This window comes from Streptomyces sp. NPDC052682 (genome assembly GCF_040678435.1).
In the GTDB taxonomy this organism is placed as follows: Bacteria; Actinomycetota; Actinomycetes; order Streptomycetales; family Streptomycetaceae; genus Streptomyces.
In genome coordinates this window covers 355,165-370,733 of sequence record NZ_JBFATS010000002.1, presented here as the reverse complement: position 1 = coordinate 370,733, position 15,569 = coordinate 355,165, and the positions used below count along the sequence as shown (strand labels likewise).

The following is a 15,569-nucleotide window of genomic DNA, read 5'->3' as shown; positions in this document are numbered from 1 at the left end:
CGCGTCACGGCCCGGCCGCGCCCTCCCTCTGTTACGACTTGCCCCGCTTCATCCCCCGGAAAAGCATGGTGAGGTGAGCTATCTGCGCCTCCCGCACCTGCATGGCGATCTCCTGAGCTTCGTGGCCGAGGACGACCTCTGGCTCGCCCCGCTGGACGGACCCGGCCGCGCCTGGCGGCTCACCGTCGACCGCACCAAGGCCGGCCACCCCCGCTTCTCCCCCGACGGCCGCCACCTCGCGTACACCAGCTGGCGCAGCCTGGTGCCGGAGGTCCACCTGCTGCCGGTGGACGGCGGTCCGGGCCGCCGGCTCAGCTACTGGGGCAGCCCGGACACCCGGGTCTGCGGCTGGACGCCCCCCGACGCCGACGGGCACGCCGACATCCTGGCGGTGGCCTCGCACGGCGAGCCGTTCTCGCACTACACCTGGGCCTACAAGCTCTCCCCGGACGGCGACCCCGGCCGCCGGCTCCCCTGGGGTCCGGCCTCCGACATCCAGGTCGCCGACCTGGACGGCGTCCGCAAGACCCTGCTGCTGACCGGTACACCGCCGCACGAGCCGGCCGCCTGGAAGCGCTACCGGGGCGGGGCGACGGGCCGGCTGTGGCTGCACGGGCAGCGGCTGATGGACGGCCTGCGCGGCCACCTGCACTCCCCGATGTTCGTCGGCGGCCGGATCGCCTTCCTCTCCGACCACGAGGGCGTGGGCAACCTCTACTCGTGCGCGTACGACGGCTCCGACCTGCGCCGCCACACCGACCACGACGCCTTCTACGCCCGGCACGCCGCCAGCGACGGCGCGCGGGTGGTGTACCAGTGCGCGGGCGACCTGTGGATCGTCGACGACCTGGCCCCGGACTGCGTGCCGCGCCGGCTCGACGTCCGGCTGAGCGGGCCGCGCGCCGGACGGCGGCCGTACCCGGTGCCGGCGGCGCAGCACATCGACGGGATCGCGGTGGACGAGACCGGGCGCGCCAGCGCGGTGGTGGTGCGCGGCAGCCTGTACTGGCTCACCCACCGGGACGGCCCGGCCCGCACCCTCACCGACACCCCGGGCGTACGGGTGCGGATGCCGGAGATGCTGGGCGGGAGCGGGCAGGTGGCGTACGTGACGGACGCGGAGGGCGAGGACGCGATCGAGATCGCCTCCCTGCCCCGGGCGACCGGTGACCGGGCGCCCCGGCGGCTGGCCGCGGGACGGCTCGGCCGGGTGCTGGAGCTGGTGTCGGACCCGGAGGGCGAGCGGCTGGCGGTCGCGGCGCACGACGGGCGGCTGCTGCTCGTCGAGACCGGGGAGGAGTCCGGCGGCGAGGTCACCGAGCTGATCCGGTCGGTCAACGGGCCGGTGCGGGACCTGGCGTTCTCCCCGGACGGGGCGTGGCTGGCCTGGTCGCACCCGGGCATCGGGCGCTCGCTGCGGCAGATCAAACTCGCCAGGATCACGGACCGGTTCGTTCTCGACGTCACCGGCGGCCGCTTCGAGGACGAGAACCCGGTCTTCACCCGCGACGGCCGCTACCTGGCCTTCCTGTCGTGGCGCGGCTTCGACCCGGTGTACGACGTGCACACCGGCGACCTGTCCTTCCCGCTGGGCTGCCGCCCGTACCTGGTGCCGCTGTCGTCGGCCACCCCCTCCCCCTTCGCGCTGAACCCGGAGGGCCGCCCGGCCGCCGGGGGTCTGGACCCGCTGGACGAGGAGGAGACCGGCGAGCACGGCACGGTGACCGTGGAGGTGGAGGGGCTGGAGAACCGGGTGACGCCGTTCCCGGTGGCGGCCTCCAAGTACTCGGGGCTGCACCCGGTCGCGGGCGGCGGACTGGTCTGGCTGCGCTGGCCGATCTCGGGCGCGCTGGGCGAGACCTTCGCCAACCCGGACGACCCGAGCGAGCGGCCGACGCTGGAGCACTTCAACCTCACCAAGGCGAAGAGGTCCGAACTGGTCGGCCACCTCGACTGGTTCTCGGTCAGCGGCGACGGCACCCGGCTGGTGCTGCTCGACGAGGGCGACCTGCGCGCGGTGCCCGCCACCGAGCCCGGCGACAGTGACTCCAGCACCTGGATCGACCTGCGCCGCATCCTGCACCAGGCCGACCCGGCCGCCGAGTGGCGCCAGGCGTACGAGGAGGCCGGGCGGCTGATCCGGGCCTACTTCTGGGAGCCGGACATGTGCGGCATCGACTGGGACGGGGTGCTGGCGCAGTACCGCCCGCTGGTCGAACGGGTCGCCTCCCCCGACGAGTTCGCCGACCTGCTGCGCGAGGTCCTCGGCGAGCTCGGCACCTCCCACGCGTACGTCGCCGCCGCCCGCCGCAACGAGGGCCCGGCGCACTACCAGCGCTGGCAGGGCCTGCTCGGCGCCAACTTCGTGCACCGGGACGAGGGCTGGACGGTCCGCCGGATCCTGCCCGGCGACTCCTCCGACTCCAAGGCCCGCTCCCCGCTGGCCGGCACCGGCATCCGCGACGGCGCGGTCCTCACCCATGTCGACGGCCGCCCGGTGGACCCGGTGGCGGGCCCGTACCCGCTGCTGGCCGGTTCGGGCGGTACGACGGTGGAGCTGACGTTCCGCCAGGCCGGCGGCCAGGGCCCGCCCCGCCGGGTCGCCGTCGTCCCGCTCGTCGACGAGCGTCCGCTGCGCTACCAGGACTGGGTGGCCAAACGCCGTGCCGTGGTGCGCGAGTTGAGCGGCGGCCGGTGCGGCTACCTGCACATCCCGGACATGGGCGGCTCCGGTTGGGCGCAGTTCAACCGCGACCTGCGCATGGAGGTCTCCCGCCCGGCGCTGATCGTGGACGTGCGCGGCAACGCGGGCGGGCACATCAGCGAGCTGGTCATCGAGAAGCTGACCCGGACGATCCTGGGCTGGGACCTGACGCGCAACGCGCAGCCGGTGTCGTACGCCTCCAACGCCCCGCGCGGCCCGGTGGTGGCGCTGGCGGACGAGGCGACCTCCTCCGACGGCGACATGATCACCGCCGCTTTCAAGCTGCTGCGGCTCGGACCGGTGGTGGGGCAGCGCACCTGGGGCGGTGTGGTCGGCATGACGGGCCGGCACCGGCTGGGCGACGGCACGGTGATCACGGTGCCGATGAACGCCGCCTGGTTCGACGCCTACGGCTGGTCCGTGGAGAACAAGGGCGTCACCCCCGACGTGGAGGTGCTGCGCACCCCGCTGGACTGGGCGGAGGGCCGGCACGCCCAGCTGGCCGACGCGGTGGACCTGGCGTTGGAGCTGCTGGAGACCAACCCGGCGGCGACACCGCCGACTTACAGCGACGTGCCGGACCGCTCCCGGCCGAAGCTGCCGCCGCGGACCTGAGCGGGACGCGGAAGGGGTGCCCCGGGTCGGGGGCACCCCTCGCGCTGAAGCACACGACGTCAGACGTCAGGACTACCGGTAGTCCTGGTCGAGCTCGTCGTCGAGGCGGTCCTCGCTCTCCGGCTGCATCGGGTCCATGCCCTCCTCGCGCCGGCGGCCGCGCTCACCGCGCTCGCCGCGCTCCTGGAGGCGCTCCCGGGCCTGCTCGGCCTTCTGCTTGGCCTGCTGCTGCCACTGCTCGGACTTTTCCTGGAACTGGTCCTTCATACCCATGTGGGTTCACTCCCGTGGGGGGTGAGGGGATCTGGCCCGACCAGATTCACACGGGCGGTCACCCTGCGCATGTCGATCAGTCACGGTGCGTAGTGCGCTCCTGCTCATCGGCCGCGCCGCCCGCTCCGACCAGCCCGGTGCGCAGGCCGTCGAGGCGGTCCGCGAACCGCCGCATCTCCCGTTGCCCGACGGTCCCGACGATCCCGGGCAGGCAGCCGCGGACGCCCTGCATGCCGCGCAGCCACCACTGCCCGTACACATGGCTGGACCGCCGCTCGATCCCGGCGACGATCCGGTCCACCGCGGGTCCCAGCGGATAGGTCCGGTTCGCCGGCCACGGCAGGCGCTGCCGCAACTCCCGCATGACGTCGTCCTGGTCGGCCCCGCGCACCATGTCGGTGTCGGTCCACGACAGGTAGGCGACGCCCACCTTCACGCCCCGGTGCCCGACTTCGGCGCGCAGGCTGTGCGCGTACGCCTCCACCCCGGACTTGGAGGCGCAGTACGCGGTCATCATCGGCGTGGGCGTGATGGCCGCGAGCGAGGCGATCTGGAGCAGGTAGCCGCGGCTGTCCAGCAGCGACGGCAGGAAGGCGCGGGCCGTGACCGCCGAGCCGATGAGGTTCACCTCGATCACCCGCTGCCAGGACCGCGGGTCGGAGTCGGCGAACGGACCGCCCGTGGCGACCCCGGCGTTGGCGACGACGATGTCCACCCGGCCGAAGCGGTCCTTGACCTCCCGGGCCACCCGCGCCATCGTCTCGTGGTCGGTGACGTCGGCGTGCCAGTGGGCGCTGTCGCTGTGCAGCCGCTCGGAGACCCGCTTCAGCTCGTCCGGTTCCAGCCCGACCAGCGCCACCCGCACTCCGCGCGCGGACAGTTTGCGGGCCAGCAGCTCCCCCACGCCCCGGGCCGCTCCGGTGACGACGGCGACCCGTCCCTCCAGCTTGCTCATACCGCCCCCTCCTCGAGGGTCACCCGCACATAGGTGCCGGCCAGTTCCCGTATCGTCGAGCTGATCAGGTCCGGCGCCTCGACGGGCGTCATGTGCCCGACGCCGGGCAGTTCGGTGAGTGCGGCGCAGTGCGGCAGCGCGGCGGCCAGCGCACGGGCGTGCACCGGCGGTGTCAGCCGGTCCGCGGTCCCGACGACCACCGCGGCCGGCACCGCCAACTCCCGTACGGCGTGGTCGAGATCGAGCGTGTCCAGCATCTGCGACCAGGCGTAGCGCACCTTCCGGGGGCAGGCGTGCACGATCCGCGCGCACGCCTCCACCATGTGCGGGGCCGAACCCGGGCCCATCGTGCCGTACTTGAGGATCCGCCGGGCGAGCGGTGTGACCGGCCCGAGCGGTGCCCGGGAGCCGAGGACGCGCCGGGTCAGCCAGGTCCGCAGCCGCCCGGGCCCGAGCGGCAGCAGGGTGGAGGCGGCGACCAGCTGCGAACTGCCCGTGCTGCACAGCAGGACGGCGGCGGCGTGGGCGCGGAAGGCCTCCCGGCCGCCGGCGGCCAGCACCGTCATGCCGCCCATGGAGTGCCCGGCGATCACGGCCCTCTCGCCCGGGGCCAGGGCCGCGCGGAGCACGGCCTCCAGGTCGTCGGCGAGGGCGTGGGTGGTGCACGCCGGGTGGGCGGGGCTGCGTCCGTGGCCGCGCTGGTCGTAGGCGATGACCCGGTGGTCGGCGGCCAGGTCGCGGATCTGGGCCGCCCAGAACGCGGTCGAGCAGGTCCAGCCGTGGGCCAGGACGACGGCCGGTGCGCCCTCGGGCCCGTGCACCTCGACGTGCAGCCGGGCGCCGTCGGAGGAGACGGCGGTCAGTTCGCGGGCCGGGGCGGGCGGGGCGTACGGCCCGGAGGAGACGTGCGTCAGGCGGCTCATGACGCCACCTTTGCGGGCCGGCCGGCGGGGACGCGCAGCACGTCGTACTCGGTGAGGTCCACGTGCCGGGTGGCGCGCCGGAACTCGCTCGTCGTGCCGGGCCAGATGGTGGTGTTGCGGCCGCTCGCGTCCAGGTACCAGCTGGTGCAGCCGCCGGTGTTCCACACCGTGCGCTTCATCCGCTCCTGCACCCGGTGGTTCCAGGCGCGTACGGCGCTCGGGCGGGCGTCCAGGGCGGCGCGGCCGCCCAGGACGTCGAGGGTGCGCAGGAAGTCGGCCAGGTAGTTCAGCTGCGACTCGATCATCAGGACCATGGACGAGTTCCCCAGGCCGGTGTTGGGCCCGATGATCGAGATCCAGTTGGGGAAGCCGGCCACGCAGGCGCCGCGCAGGGCCTCCATGCCGCCCTTCCATACCTCGGCGAGGGTGTGGCCCTCCGCGCCGACGACCCGCTCGGCGATGGGCATGTCGGTGACGTGGAAGCCCGTGCCGAAGATGATCGCGTCGACGTCGGCCGTACTGCCGTCGGCCGCGACGACGGTCGAGCCCCTGACCTCGCTGAGCCCGCTGGCGACGACGTCCACGTTGGGCTGGGCGAGGGCCGGGTAGTACTCGCTGGACAGCAGGATCCGCTTGCAGCCGATGCGGTAGTCGGGGGTGAGCTTGGCGCGCAGCGCCGGGTCCTTGATGGCGCGGGCCATGTTGCGTCTGGCGAGCTGCTCGACGAAGCCGAGCTCGCCCGGGTGCTTGGTGAACGCCTGCACCTGCAACTCCCGGATGCCCCACAGCACTCCGCGGCGCACCCGGGCGGTGAAGGGCAGCTGCCGGTGCAGCCACCGCTCGGCGCCGCTGATGGGGCGGTCGACGCGGGGCAGCACCCAGGCCGGGGTGCGCTGGAAGAGGGTGAGGTGCCCGACCTTCGGCTGGACGGAGGGCACGATCTGGATCGCGGAGGCTCCGGTCCCCACCATGGCGACGCGCTTGCCGGTGAGGTCGTAGTCGTGGTCCCAGCGGGCGGAGTGGAACACCGTGCCGGGGAAGGAATCCAGCCCCGGGATGCCGGGGATCCTCGGCTCGGACAGCGGGCCGGTCGCGGACACCACGACGTCGGCGGACAGTCGTCCCCCGCTGGTCTCGATGTCCCAGCACAGCCGCTCGGGGTTCCAGCTCATCCGCGTCACCTCCGAGTCGAAACGCAGGTGCGGCCGGAGCCGGAAGACGTCCGTGACGTGCTCCAGGTAGGCACGGATGTGCTCCTGCCCGGAGAAGGCGCGCGGCCAGTCGGGGTTGGGCGCGAAGGAGAACGAGTACAGGTGGGACGGCACGTCACACGCGCACCCCGGATAGCTGTTGTCCCGCCATGTGCCCCCGACGCTGCCGGCCCGCTCCAGGACCACGAAGTCGGTGATCCCCTCCCGGCGCAGCCGCACGGCGGCCCCCAGCCCGCCGAACCCGCAGCCGACCACCGCGACCCGCACATGTTCGTGTTCGGTCATGCAAAGCCTCCACGCACCACCCGGAACCATGCCAGTGAACACTGGCACAATGGGGAGAGTAGGGCAGCTCCGTACCGATGGGTAGGGGGCTGGCAGGGAAAGTTACCAGCGGTACGCCTTAAGGTGCGGTGGTGGCCGAGAAGCGTGAATACCGCATGGAAGAGCTGGCCGAGCTGGCCGGCATCACGGTGCGCACCCTGCGCTTCTACCGCGAACGCAAGCTCCTGCCGCCCCCGCGCCGCGAGGGCCGTATCGCCTGGTACGACGACCATCACCTGGCCCGCCTGCGGACGATCGCCGCGTTGCTGGAGCGCGGCCACACCCTCAGCGGCATCGCGGAACTGGCGGAGGCCTTCGACCACGGCCGCGACGTCGCCGACCTGCTGGGGGTGGGCACCCCCACCGAGGAGGAGCCGGTCCGTCTCACCCCCGAGGAACTCGCCGCCCGCTTCGAGGGCGAGGTGACCCCCGAGAACCTGGCGGCGGCGATGGAGCTGGGCTACCTCGGCACCGACGGCGACGAGATCGTCCACATCAGCCGCCGCCTGCTGGACGTGTCCTCGGCCCTGGTCCGCGAGGGCATCCCCCTCGCGGAGGTGCTGGCGGCGGGCCGGGAGGTCCGCCGGCACGCCGACGCCCTCGCCGCCCTCTTCACCGACCTGATCCTGCGCCACGCCCCCGAACAGGACCTGCCCCGCCTGCGCCCGCTGGCGCGCAGCGTGGTGGAGGCGGAACTGTCCCTGGCCCTGGACCGGCGGATGCGCGAGCGGACCGGGCGGGACTAACGGTCGTAGACGACCGTCACCGGCGCGTGGTCCGACCACCGCTCGGCATGCGTGGCCGCCCGCTCCACGACCCCCTTGACCGCCCGCCCGGCGAGCCCGGGCGTGGCCACCTGGAGGTCGATGCGCCATCCGGTGTCGTTGTCGAACGCCCGCCCGCGGTACGACCACCACGTGTACGGCCCGTCCACCTCCGGGTGCAGCGCCCGCACGACGTCGACGTATCCGCCGTCGGCCGGGTCGAGGACGCGGGACAGCCACTCCCGCTCCTCGGGCAGGAAGCCGGAGTTCTTGGTGTTGCCGCGCCAGTTCCTCAGGTCGGCCGGCTGGTGGGCGATGTTCCAGTCGCCGCACACCAGCACCTCACGGCCGTCGGCGGCGGCCCGCTGCCGCAGCTCCTTGAGGTAGGCGAGGAACTCGCCCATGAACCGCAGCTTCTCGTCCTGCCGCTCGGTGCCCACCTCGCCCGAGGGCAGGTAGAGGGAGGCGACGGTCACCCCGGGCAGGTCGGCCTCGACGTACCGCCCGCTGCCGTCGAACTCGGCGGACCCGAAGCCGATCCGCACGCGGTCGGGCTCGCGCCGCGTGTACAGGGACACGCCGGCCCGGCCCTTGGCGGCCGCGGGCGCGTGCACCACGTGCCAGCCGCCGGGCGCCCGGACCTGCTCGGGCAGCTGTTCCGGCTCCGCGCGCACCTCCTGCAGGCACAGCACATCGGCGGAGGTCTGCGCGAGCCACGCCACGAAGCCCTTCTTCGCGGCGGCCCGCAGTCCATTGACGTTGACGGAGGTCACGGTGAGCACCCCGGCACGATACCGGCACACTGGAGGGGCCGGGCCGCCGGGACACCCCGTATTCGAAGAGATGTACGATGCCCGGCATGGATATCCGCCGTGTCCCCTTCGACCACCCCGACGCCGTCAAGCTCAACGACGAGGTGCAGGCCGAATACTCCGTGCGCTACGGCGACGGCGGCGACGCCACCCCGCTCGCCCCGTCCGACTTCGAGCCGCCGAACGGCCTGTACCTGCTGGCGTACGACGAGCACGGCACCCCGGTCGCCTCGGGCGGCTGGCGTGCCCAGGACGCCAACGGCGAGGGCAACCGCGACGGCGACGCCGAGCTGAAGCGGATGTACGTGGTGGAGGGAATGCGCGGCCGGGGCCTGGCCCGCCGCATCCTGGCGGCCCTGGAGGAGGACGCCCGCACGGCCGGCCGCGTCCGCATGGTCCTGGAAACCGGCACCAAGCAGCCGGAGGCGGTCGCCCTGTACGTCTCCAGCGGCTACGAGCCGTGCGAGAAGTTCGGCTACTACCGCCATTACGAGTCGAGTCTGTGCTTCGCGAAGATGCTGTGAGGGCGGCGCTCGGCCCGAGCGCTGTTCAGTCTTCGGCGAGCGAAGTCCGGGCCGGGAACCGCGACATGACAGAGCCCCGGTCGGTGATCACCGACCGGGGCTCTGATGTGCGTGGACCTGAGGGGATTTGAACCCCTGGCCCCCTCGATGCGAACGAGGTGCGCTACCGGACTGCGCCACAGGCCCTTGCAACGAGAGAAACCTTAGCACCCCGACCGGCCTGCTCAAAAATCCGTATCCGGGCCGGTCCCGGGGCCGGTGCGGGCGGGGTGCCCGCGGGCTACTCGTTGGCGGCCCGGGGCCGCTCGCCGTCCTCGTACTGGTCGAACAGGGGCGTACGGCCGCGTTCCCGCGCGCGCCGCGCCGAGGCCACCCGGCGGGCGTCGCTGCGCCCGGTCTCGTCGGCCTCATCGCGCGAGCCGGGCTCCCCGGGGGCCTCGCCGGGCTCCTCCTCGCGGTCCGGGGCGACGGCGCTGGAGCGCGCAGAGCTCCAGGTGTCGGGAGCGCCGAGGTCCACCTCGGGCGTGGCCCGGGGGGCGACAGGGGCGGTGACGTACGTCGGCAGCGGCACGGGGACCGGGTCCCAGCTGTCGCCCTGGCCGGGGCGGCGCTGCCGCTCGCGCTGCTGGTCGACCCACTCGGCGTGGTCGGTCTGCTCGACCAGCGCGCGCCGGTCGGCCGCGAGCGCGGACAGGCCGGGGTCGGTCACCGGCTCGGGGGCGGCCTGGCCGGGTTCGTCGGCGTCCTCGTCGAGCGATGGGCCGGCGGCGGGCCGGCGCGGCTGGCGCTGACGCTCCCGCAGCCGCTGGGCGGCGGCCTCGGCGCGGCGGCGGTCCATCTGGTAGGTGAAGCGGCGGCGTTCCTGGGAGCGCAGGTAGGCGATGTACGCGCTGAGCAGCACGGCGGGCACCCCGGGCGCCCACAGGAAGGCCAGGCCCCCGACGGCGGCGACGATCGCGCCGAGCGTGAAGGCGAGGAAGAGCACCACGGTGGTGCGCCGACGGCGCGCGAGAACCTTCGAGCGCCGGGCGCGCGCGGCGGCCGCCTGGGCCGCCTGTGACGCCTGCGCCGACTGCGCGCGTCGGGCCGCCGGCACGCGCTGGCGCGCTCCGGCCTCGGCGGGTTCGGGCGCCGGGCCGCCGTCCGCGTGCCCGCGCTCCGGTTCCGGGTGCTCCGCGGGGTGCGGCGGGAGGGGAACCTGGGTCTGCGGGCGGGTCTGGGACACGGCGAAGGCCCGGACGTCCACCGAGTCGGTGACCGCGTCCGGGTCGACGGCGGCGGGCTCCCCCTCGTCGGCGGAGCGCGCCTGCAGGTCCCTGGCGTACCGGCGCTCCATGGCCGCCTTTCCGGACAGAAGCCGGATGGCGGTGCTGAAGCGTTCCGTCGGACGGGCCTCGTTCAGCTCGTCCTGCCTACGGAGCCACATCGGCACCAAGTAGGCGGCCCAGGCCCCGACAATGACTGCGTAGATGAGGCCGCTGCTGCTCACGCCTCACACGGTAGAGGGGTTTGCGTGAGGCCATCTGCCAATTGAGCCGGTGTGTCGCACGATCTGGCTGATATTTCGAACTTTTTTTGCGACAGATCCGATCAGTGGACCACTTCGGCCGGAATTCCCCGCCCCGAGCCGATCGCCACGCGATCAAATTCGAACACTTATTCAATTTCCCGGGCTGTGGTGAATCCCCGGGTTGCGGGGCGGCTCGCTGTGGGAGCGTGCCCGGTGCCAGCGCCTGAGCAACCCCTCGGGGACCTCTTCCGCCGTGAGCGCGAAGACCAGGTGGTCGCGCCAGGCTCCGTCGATGTGCAGATAGCGCGGCCGAAGGCCCTCCTCGCGGAATCCGAGTTTCTCCACCACCCGGCGGCTCGGGGTGTTCTCGGGGCGAATGCACACCTCGATGCGGTGCAGCCCGACGGTGCGGAAACAGTGGTCGACGACGAGTGCCACGGCCGTCGGCATCACGCCCCGGCCGGCGACCGCCTCGTCCACCCAGTAGCCGACGTGCCCGGAGCACATCGAACCCCAGGTGATCCCGGCGACCGTCAACTGCCCGACCAGCCGCCCCTGGTACTCGATGACGAACGGCAGCATCCGGCCGGCGTTCGCCTCGGCACGCAGGTGGCGGACCATCTGGCGGTAGGTGGGACGGTGGGCCAGCGGCCCGCCGGGCCCGGGCGGCGGGATGGTCGCCTCCCAGGGGCGCAGCCAGTCGCGGTTGCGCCGGTTGACCTCGCGCCAGGCCCGCTGGTCGCGCATCTTTATCGGCCGCAGGAGGACGTCGCCGTCCACCAGCTCGACCGGCCAGGATGGGCTGTTCAGCTCGCACCCCCACTACTGGCGTCCGGTCTGGGGTGGTCACCGCCGCGGATCTGGTCCACGGCGTGCACCAGCAGGGGCTCCAGGACGGCCAGACCGTCGCGGACCCCGCCGGTGGACCCCGGCAGGTTCACGATGAGCGTGCGCCCCGCCACACCGGCCAGGCCCCGCGACAGGGCCGCGGTCGGCACCTTGTCCCGGCCGTACGCCCGGACGGCCTCGGCGATGCCCGGCACCTCGGACTCGATCACCTTCCGGGTCGCCTCGGGGGTGCGGTCGGTGGGCGACAGCCCCGTGCCGCCGGTGGTCACGATGACGTCGTACCCGGCTGCGACGCCGGCACGCAGCGCGGCTTCCACCGGTTCGCCGTCGGGCACCACCTGCGGGCCGTCGACGGCGAAGCCGAAGCCCTCGAGGCCCTCGGCGATCAGCGGGCCGCCCTTGTCCTCGTACACACCGGCAAAGGCCCGGTTGGAGGCGGTCACGACAAGAGCGCGGTACGGCGCGGGCGAGGCGTCGGGAGTCATGCCCGGCTCCAGTCGCCCGACTTGCCGCCGCTCTTCTGTTCCACCCGTACGTCCGTGATGACCGCTCCCTTGTCGACCGCCTTCACCATGTCGATCACGGTGAGCGCGGCGACGGAGACCGCGGTGAGGGCTTCCATCTCGACGCCCGTGCGGTCCGTCGTCTTCACGGTGGCCTGGATCTCCACCGCGTCGTCCGCGACCGACAGGTCCAGTGTCACACCGGACACCGACAACGGGTGACACAGGGGGATGAGGTCGGGAGTGCGTTTGGCGCCCATGATGCCCGCGATCCGGGCGGTGGCCAGGGCGTCTCCCTTCGGGACGCCCTCGCCGCGCAGCAGCTCGACCACGCGGGGCGAGACCAGCACGCGTCCGCTGGCGCGGGCGGTGCGCGCGGTCACGTCCTTGTCGGACACGTCGACCATGCGGGCGGCGCCCGCGTCGTCGAGGTGCGTCAGTCGGTCCTGCGTACGTCCGTGGCGCGTACGTCGGTCCTCGGTACTCATGTTCGTGTGCCGCTCCCGGTCCGGGCCCGGCGCGGTGCGGCGCACGGGCCTGCTGTGCGCGACACGGTACCGCCAACCAGCGGCTCTCAGCCGAGCAGGACCACCTCGACGTCGGCGCCGGGCTCCAGCGACTCCACGTCCTCGGGGACGACGATCAGCGCGTCGGCGTGCGCCAGGGCGGCGACCAGGTGGGAGCCCGCGCCGCCGACCGGGCTCACCGTGCCGTCGGCGTAGGTGCCGCGCAGGAACTGCCGGCGTCCCTTGGGCGAGGTCAGCGCCTTGCCGGCCGCCAGGGTGGCCCGGGTCCGCGGCCGGTGGACGTCCTTGAGGCCCATCAGGGTGCGGATGGCCGGGCGGACGAACAGCTCGAAGGAGACGTACGACGACACCGGATTGCCGGGCAGGGCCAGCAGCGGGGTGTGGTCGGGGCCGACGGAGCCGAAGCCCTGCGGTTTGCCGGGCTGCATGGCGAGCCTGCGGAACTCCACGCCGCTGCCGGGCTCGTCCGCGTCGCCGACGTGGGCGAGCGCCTCCTTGACGACGTCGTACGCCCCGACGCTCACGCCGCCCGTGGTGACCATGAGGTCGGCGCGGACCAGCTGGTCCTCGATGGTGGAGCGCAGGGTGTCGGCGTCGTCGGCGACGGCGCCCACCCGGTAGGCGATGGCGCCGGCGTCGCGGGCGGCGGCGGTCAGGGCGAAGCTGTTGGAGTCGTAGATCTGGCCGGCGCCCAGCTCCTCGCCGAGCTGGACGAGTTCGCTGCCGGTGGAGAGCACCACCACGCGCGGGCGCGGGTGGACACGGACCGTGCCGCGGCCGATCGCGGCGAGCAGGGCGAGCTGCGGCGGGCCGAGCACGGTGCCGGCCTCCAGGGCACGGTCGCCGGCCTTGACGTCGCTGCCCTGGGCGCGCACGTGCGCGCGTGCCTCGGCCGGGCGGTACACGTGCACATGGCCCTCGGCGCCCTCGGGGGCGAGGCTGCGGGCGCGCATGCCGCTGACCGGGCCCTGGCCGAGCCCCCCGTCGGTCCACTCGACGGGCACGACGGTCTCGGCGCCGGGCGGCAGGGGGGCGCCGGTCATGATGCGGGCGGCCTGGCCGGGGCCCACGTGCAGCAGCTCGGCCTGGCCCGCCGCCACGTCGCCGACGACCTCCAGGACCGCCGGGAACTCCTCGCTCGCGCCCGCGACGTCCGCGACCCGCACCGCGTACCCGTCCATGGAGCTGTTGTCGAACGGCGGCAGGGACACCGGCACCGTGACGTCCTCGACCAGGACGCAGCCCTGGGCGTCGAGGAGGTTCAGCTCGATGGGTTCGAGAGGGCGGACGGTGGCGAGGATGTCCTCCAGGTGCTCGTCCACCGTCCAGAGGTGGTCGGGGCCTGCGGTGCGGGGCGCGGCGCTGCTCACAGCTGCTGCATCTCCTCGGTGACGTAACGGCGGAGCCAGGCCCGGAACTCCGGGCCCAGGTCCTCACGTTCGCACGCGAGTCGCACAATGGCACGCAGGTAGTCGCCGCGGTCGCCGGTGTCATAGCGGCGGCCCTTGAAGACCACGCCGTGCACCGGGCCGCCGATCGTCTCGTCGGCGGCGAGCTGCTGGAGGGCGTCGGTGAGCTGGATCTCGCCGCCGCGGCCCGGCTCCGTCGTGCGCAGGATGCCGAAGATGTGCGGGTCGAGGACGTAGCGGCCGATGACGGCGTAGTTGGACGGGGCCTCGGCCGCGTCCGGCTTCTCGACCAGTCCGCTGACCTTGACGACGTCGCTGTCCTCGGTGGTCGCCACCGCGGCGCACCCGTAGAGGTGGATCTGCTCGGGGGCGACCTCCATGAGCGCGATCACGCTGCCGCCGCGCTGCTCCTGGACCTCGACCATGCGCCTGAGCAGCGGGTCGCGCGGGTCGATCAGGTCGTCGCCGAGCAGGACCGCGAAGGGCTCGTCGCCGACGTGCGGGGCGGCGCACAGCACGGCGTGACCCAGGCCCTTGGGGTCGCCCTGGCGGACGTAGTGCATGGTCGCGAGGTCGCTGGACTCCTGGACCTTGGCCAGGCGCTCGGCGTCGCCCTTCTGCTCGAGAGCCGACTCCAGCTCGTAGTTGCGGTCGAAGTGGTCCTCCAGGGGCCGCTTGTTACGGCCCGTGACCATGAGGACGTCGTCGAGGCCGGCGGCCACGGCCTCCTCGACCACGTACTGGATCGCCGGCTTGTCCACGACCGGCAGCATCTCCTTGGGAGTGGCTTTGGTGGCCGGCAGGAACCGGGTACCGAGGCCTGCCGCGGGAATGACAGCCTTGCTGATCCGAGGGTGCGACTGAGTCATGCCCGACACCTTATCCGGTGTGTTTATGAGGAATCTGAGACTCAGGCCAGTTGGGTCTCATATGAACACATCAGAACACTTCGGGAGCGACCTTGAGACATGGCGGACGCGCGGACGATCCTGACAAGCGGAGGTTGCGGCGGGAGCTCCTCGCGGTGAGGAGCGGGTTGCCCGCCGGTGACGTGCGGGAAGCCGCGGCCGAGCTGGCCCGCCGGGCCCTCGGCCTGCCCGAGTTGGCGCAGGCGCGCACGGTGGCGGCGTACGTCTCCGTGGGGAGCGAACCGGGCACCCTCGCGCTGCTCGATGCGTTGCGCGCGCGGGGCGTGCGCGTCCTGCTGCCGGTGCTGCTCCCCGACAACAACCTGGACTGGGGCGTGTACGACGGTCCGGACTCCCTCACGCGCGTGCAACACGGCGGGCGGATGGCCCTGTTGGAACCGGCCGGGGCCCGCCTCGGGCAGGAGGCCGTCACGGCCGCCGACGCCGTGCTGCTGCCGGGGCTGGCGGTGGACGCGCGGGGGATGCGCCTGGGCCGGGGCGGCGGGTCGTACGACCGTGTGCTCGCGCGCCTGGAGCGGGCCGGGGCACACCCGGCACTGGTGGTGCTGCTGTACGACTCCGAGGTCGTCGAGCGCGTCCCGGAGGAGGCGCACGACCGGCCGGTGCACGCGGTGGTGACGCCGTCGGGGGTACGGCGGTTCGGGTGACGCGGAAGGGGGCCGCCACGCGCGCGTGGCGGGACCGCCCCGAACCTCGGTGGGGTGTCCGCCCTGGATGGGGCGAACACCGCCACCACG

The 15,569-nt window shown here is 73.4% G+C and carries 15 protein-coding genes and 1 tRNA gene; 4 read left to right on the top strand and 12 right to left on the bottom strand.

Features of this window, described 5'->3' with window-relative positions:
- The first annotated feature begins 73 nt into the window (after window positions 1–73).
- On the top strand, window positions 74–3,319 hold the full coding sequence (locus AB0K80_RS04185; RefSeq protein WP_365665602.1) for a S41 family peptidase: 3,246 nt from the start codon (window positions 74–76) through the stop codon (window positions 3,317–3,319).
- Window positions 3,320–3,391: 72 nt separating this feature from the next.
- Here the strand turns inward: AB0K80_RS04185 and AB0K80_RS04180 are convergent, their stop codons facing one another.
- The 4 genes from AB0K80_RS04180 to AB0K80_RS04165 form a co-directional block, all read right to left on the bottom strand.
- Complete coding sequence (locus AB0K80_RS04180) at window positions 3,392–3,592, bottom strand: hypothetical protein (RefSeq protein ID WP_365665601.1); 201 nt, start codon at window positions 3,590–3,592, stop codon at window positions 3,392–3,394.
- 76 nt (window positions 3,593–3,668) lie between these two features.
- Window positions 3,669–4,547 carry an SDR family oxidoreductase gene (locus AB0K80_RS04175; protein ID WP_365665599.1) on the bottom strand — a complete coding sequence of 293 codons (879 nt, stop codon included), beginning with the start codon at window positions 4,545–4,547 and terminating at the stop codon, window positions 3,669–3,671.
- Window positions 4,544–5,470, bottom strand: a complete 927-nt coding sequence (locus AB0K80_RS04170; RefSeq protein ID WP_365665597.1) for an alpha/beta hydrolase — start codon at window positions 5,468–5,470, stop codon at window positions 4,544–4,546. Before AB0K80_RS04170 ends, AB0K80_RS04175 begins: the two co-directional genes overlap by 4 nt.
- A complete protein-coding gene (locus AB0K80_RS04165; protein WP_365665595.1) occupies window positions 5,467–6,966 on the bottom strand; it encodes an NAD(P)/FAD-dependent oxidoreductase in 1,500 nt (499 codons plus the stop codon). Before AB0K80_RS04165 ends, AB0K80_RS04170 begins: the two co-directional genes overlap by 4 nt.
- 131 nt (window positions 6,967–7,097) lie before the next feature.
- Here AB0K80_RS04165 and AB0K80_RS04160 point away from each other — a divergent pair, with 131 nt between their 5' ends.
- Window positions 7,098–7,751, top strand: coding sequence for a MerR family transcriptional regulator (locus tag AB0K80_RS04160; RefSeq protein WP_365665593.1), 654 nt, complete (start codon window positions 7,098–7,100; stop codon window positions 7,749–7,751).
- Here the strand turns inward: AB0K80_RS04160 and AB0K80_RS04155 are convergent.
- Entirely contained in the window at window positions 7,748–8,551 is an 804-nt protein-coding gene (locus AB0K80_RS04155; protein ID WP_365665591.1) for an exodeoxyribonuclease III, read from the bottom strand. The two genes, AB0K80_RS04160 and AB0K80_RS04155, sit on opposite strands and share 4 nt — an antisense overlap.
- Before the next feature lie 77 nt (window positions 8,552–8,628).
- Here AB0K80_RS04155 and AB0K80_RS04150 point away from each other — a divergent pair, with 77 nt between their 5' ends.
- The gene (locus AB0K80_RS04150) at window positions 8,629–9,105 is read left to right on the top strand and encodes a GNAT family N-acetyltransferase (RefSeq protein WP_365665589.1); all 477 of its coding nucleotides are present in this window, start codon (window positions 8,629–8,631) and stop codon (window positions 9,103–9,105) included.
- 112 nt (window positions 9,106–9,217) lie between these two features.
- Here the strand turns inward: AB0K80_RS04150 and AB0K80_RS04145 are convergent.
- The 7 genes from AB0K80_RS04145 to galU form a co-directional block, all read right to left on the bottom strand.
- A tRNA-Ala gene (locus tag AB0K80_RS04145) sits at window positions 9,218–9,291 on the bottom strand.
- A 94-nt stretch (window positions 9,292–9,385) separates the two neighbouring features.
- A complete protein-coding gene (gene glpR / locus AB0K80_RS04140; RefSeq protein WP_365665587.1) occupies window positions 9,386–10,594 on the bottom strand; it encodes a gephyrin-like molybdotransferase receptor GlpR in 1,209 nt (402 codons plus the stop codon).
- Window positions 10,595–10,765: 171 nt separating this feature from the next.
- Complete coding sequence (locus AB0K80_RS04135) at window positions 10,766–11,395, bottom strand: GNAT family protein (protein ID WP_365665585.1); 630 nt, start codon at window positions 11,393–11,395, stop codon at window positions 10,766–10,768.
- A gap of 26 nt (window positions 11,396–11,421) precedes the next feature.
- Window positions 11,422–11,949: a molybdenum cofactor synthesis domain-containing protein gene (locus AB0K80_RS04130; RefSeq protein WP_365665583.1), complete on the bottom strand. Its 528-nt coding sequence runs from the start codon at window positions 11,947–11,949 to the stop codon at window positions 11,422–11,424.
- Window positions 11,946–12,455: a cyclic pyranopterin monophosphate synthase MoaC gene (moaC, locus tag AB0K80_RS04125; protein WP_365665581.1), complete on the bottom strand. Its 510-nt coding sequence runs from the start codon at window positions 12,453–12,455 to the stop codon at window positions 11,946–11,948. Before moaC ends, AB0K80_RS04130 begins: the two co-directional genes overlap by 4 nt.
- Window positions 12,456–12,541: 86 nt before the next feature.
- Window positions 12,542–13,864, bottom strand: a complete 1,323-nt coding sequence (gene glp, locus AB0K80_RS04120) for a gephyrin-like molybdotransferase Glp (protein ID WP_365665579.1) — start codon at window positions 13,862–13,864, stop codon at window positions 12,542–12,544.
- Window positions 13,861–14,772, bottom strand: coding sequence for a UTP--glucose-1-phosphate uridylyltransferase GalU (gene galU, locus AB0K80_RS04115; RefSeq protein ID WP_365665577.1), 912 nt, complete (start codon window positions 14,770–14,772; stop codon window positions 13,861–13,863). Before galU ends, glp begins: the two co-directional genes overlap by 4 nt.
- Before the next feature lie 92 nt (window positions 14,773–14,864).
- Between galU and AB0K80_RS04110 the strand changes: the two genes are divergently transcribed.
- Window positions 14,865–15,479 (top strand): 5-formyltetrahydrofolate cyclo-ligase, encoded by a 615-nt coding sequence (locus tag AB0K80_RS04110; protein WP_365665576.1) that lies wholly within the window; start codon window positions 14,865–14,867, stop codon window positions 15,477–15,479.
- Window positions 15,480–15,569 lie beyond the last annotated feature (90 nt).

What these genes read in the sequence shown, in the direction of transcription:
- AB0K80_RS04150 (WP_365665589.1), top strand. Translation starts at nt 8,629, where the DNA reads ATGGATATCCGCCGTGTCCCCTTCGACCACCCCGACGCCGTCAAGCTC.
- moaC (WP_365665581.1), bottom strand. Translation starts at nt 12,455, where the DNA reads ATGAGTACCGAGGACCGACGTACGCGCCACGGACGTACGCAGGACCGA.
- AB0K80_RS04130 (WP_365665583.1), bottom strand. Translation starts at nt 11,949, where the DNA reads ATGACTCCCGACGCCTCGCCCGCGCCGTACCGCGCTCTTGTCGTGACC.
- AB0K80_RS04175 (WP_365665599.1), bottom strand. Translation starts at nt 4,547, where the DNA reads ATGAGCAAGCTGGAGGGACGGGTCGCCGTCGTCACCGGAGCGGCCCGG.
- AB0K80_RS04180 (WP_365665601.1), bottom strand. Translation starts at nt 3,592, where the DNA reads ATGGGTATGAAGGACCAGTTCCAGGAAAAGTCCGAGCAGTGGCAGCAG.
- galU (WP_365665577.1), bottom strand. Translation starts at nt 14,772, where the DNA reads ATGACTCAGTCGCACCCTCGGATCAGCAAGGCTGTCATTCCCGCGGCA.
- AB0K80_RS04165 (WP_365665595.1), bottom strand. Translation starts at nt 6,966, where the DNA reads ATGACCGAACACGAACATGTGCGGGTCGCGGTGGTCGGCTGCGGGTTC.
- AB0K80_RS04170 (WP_365665597.1), bottom strand. Translation starts at nt 5,470, where the DNA reads ATGAGCCGCCTGACGCACGTCTCCTCCGGGCCGTACGCCCCGCCCGCC.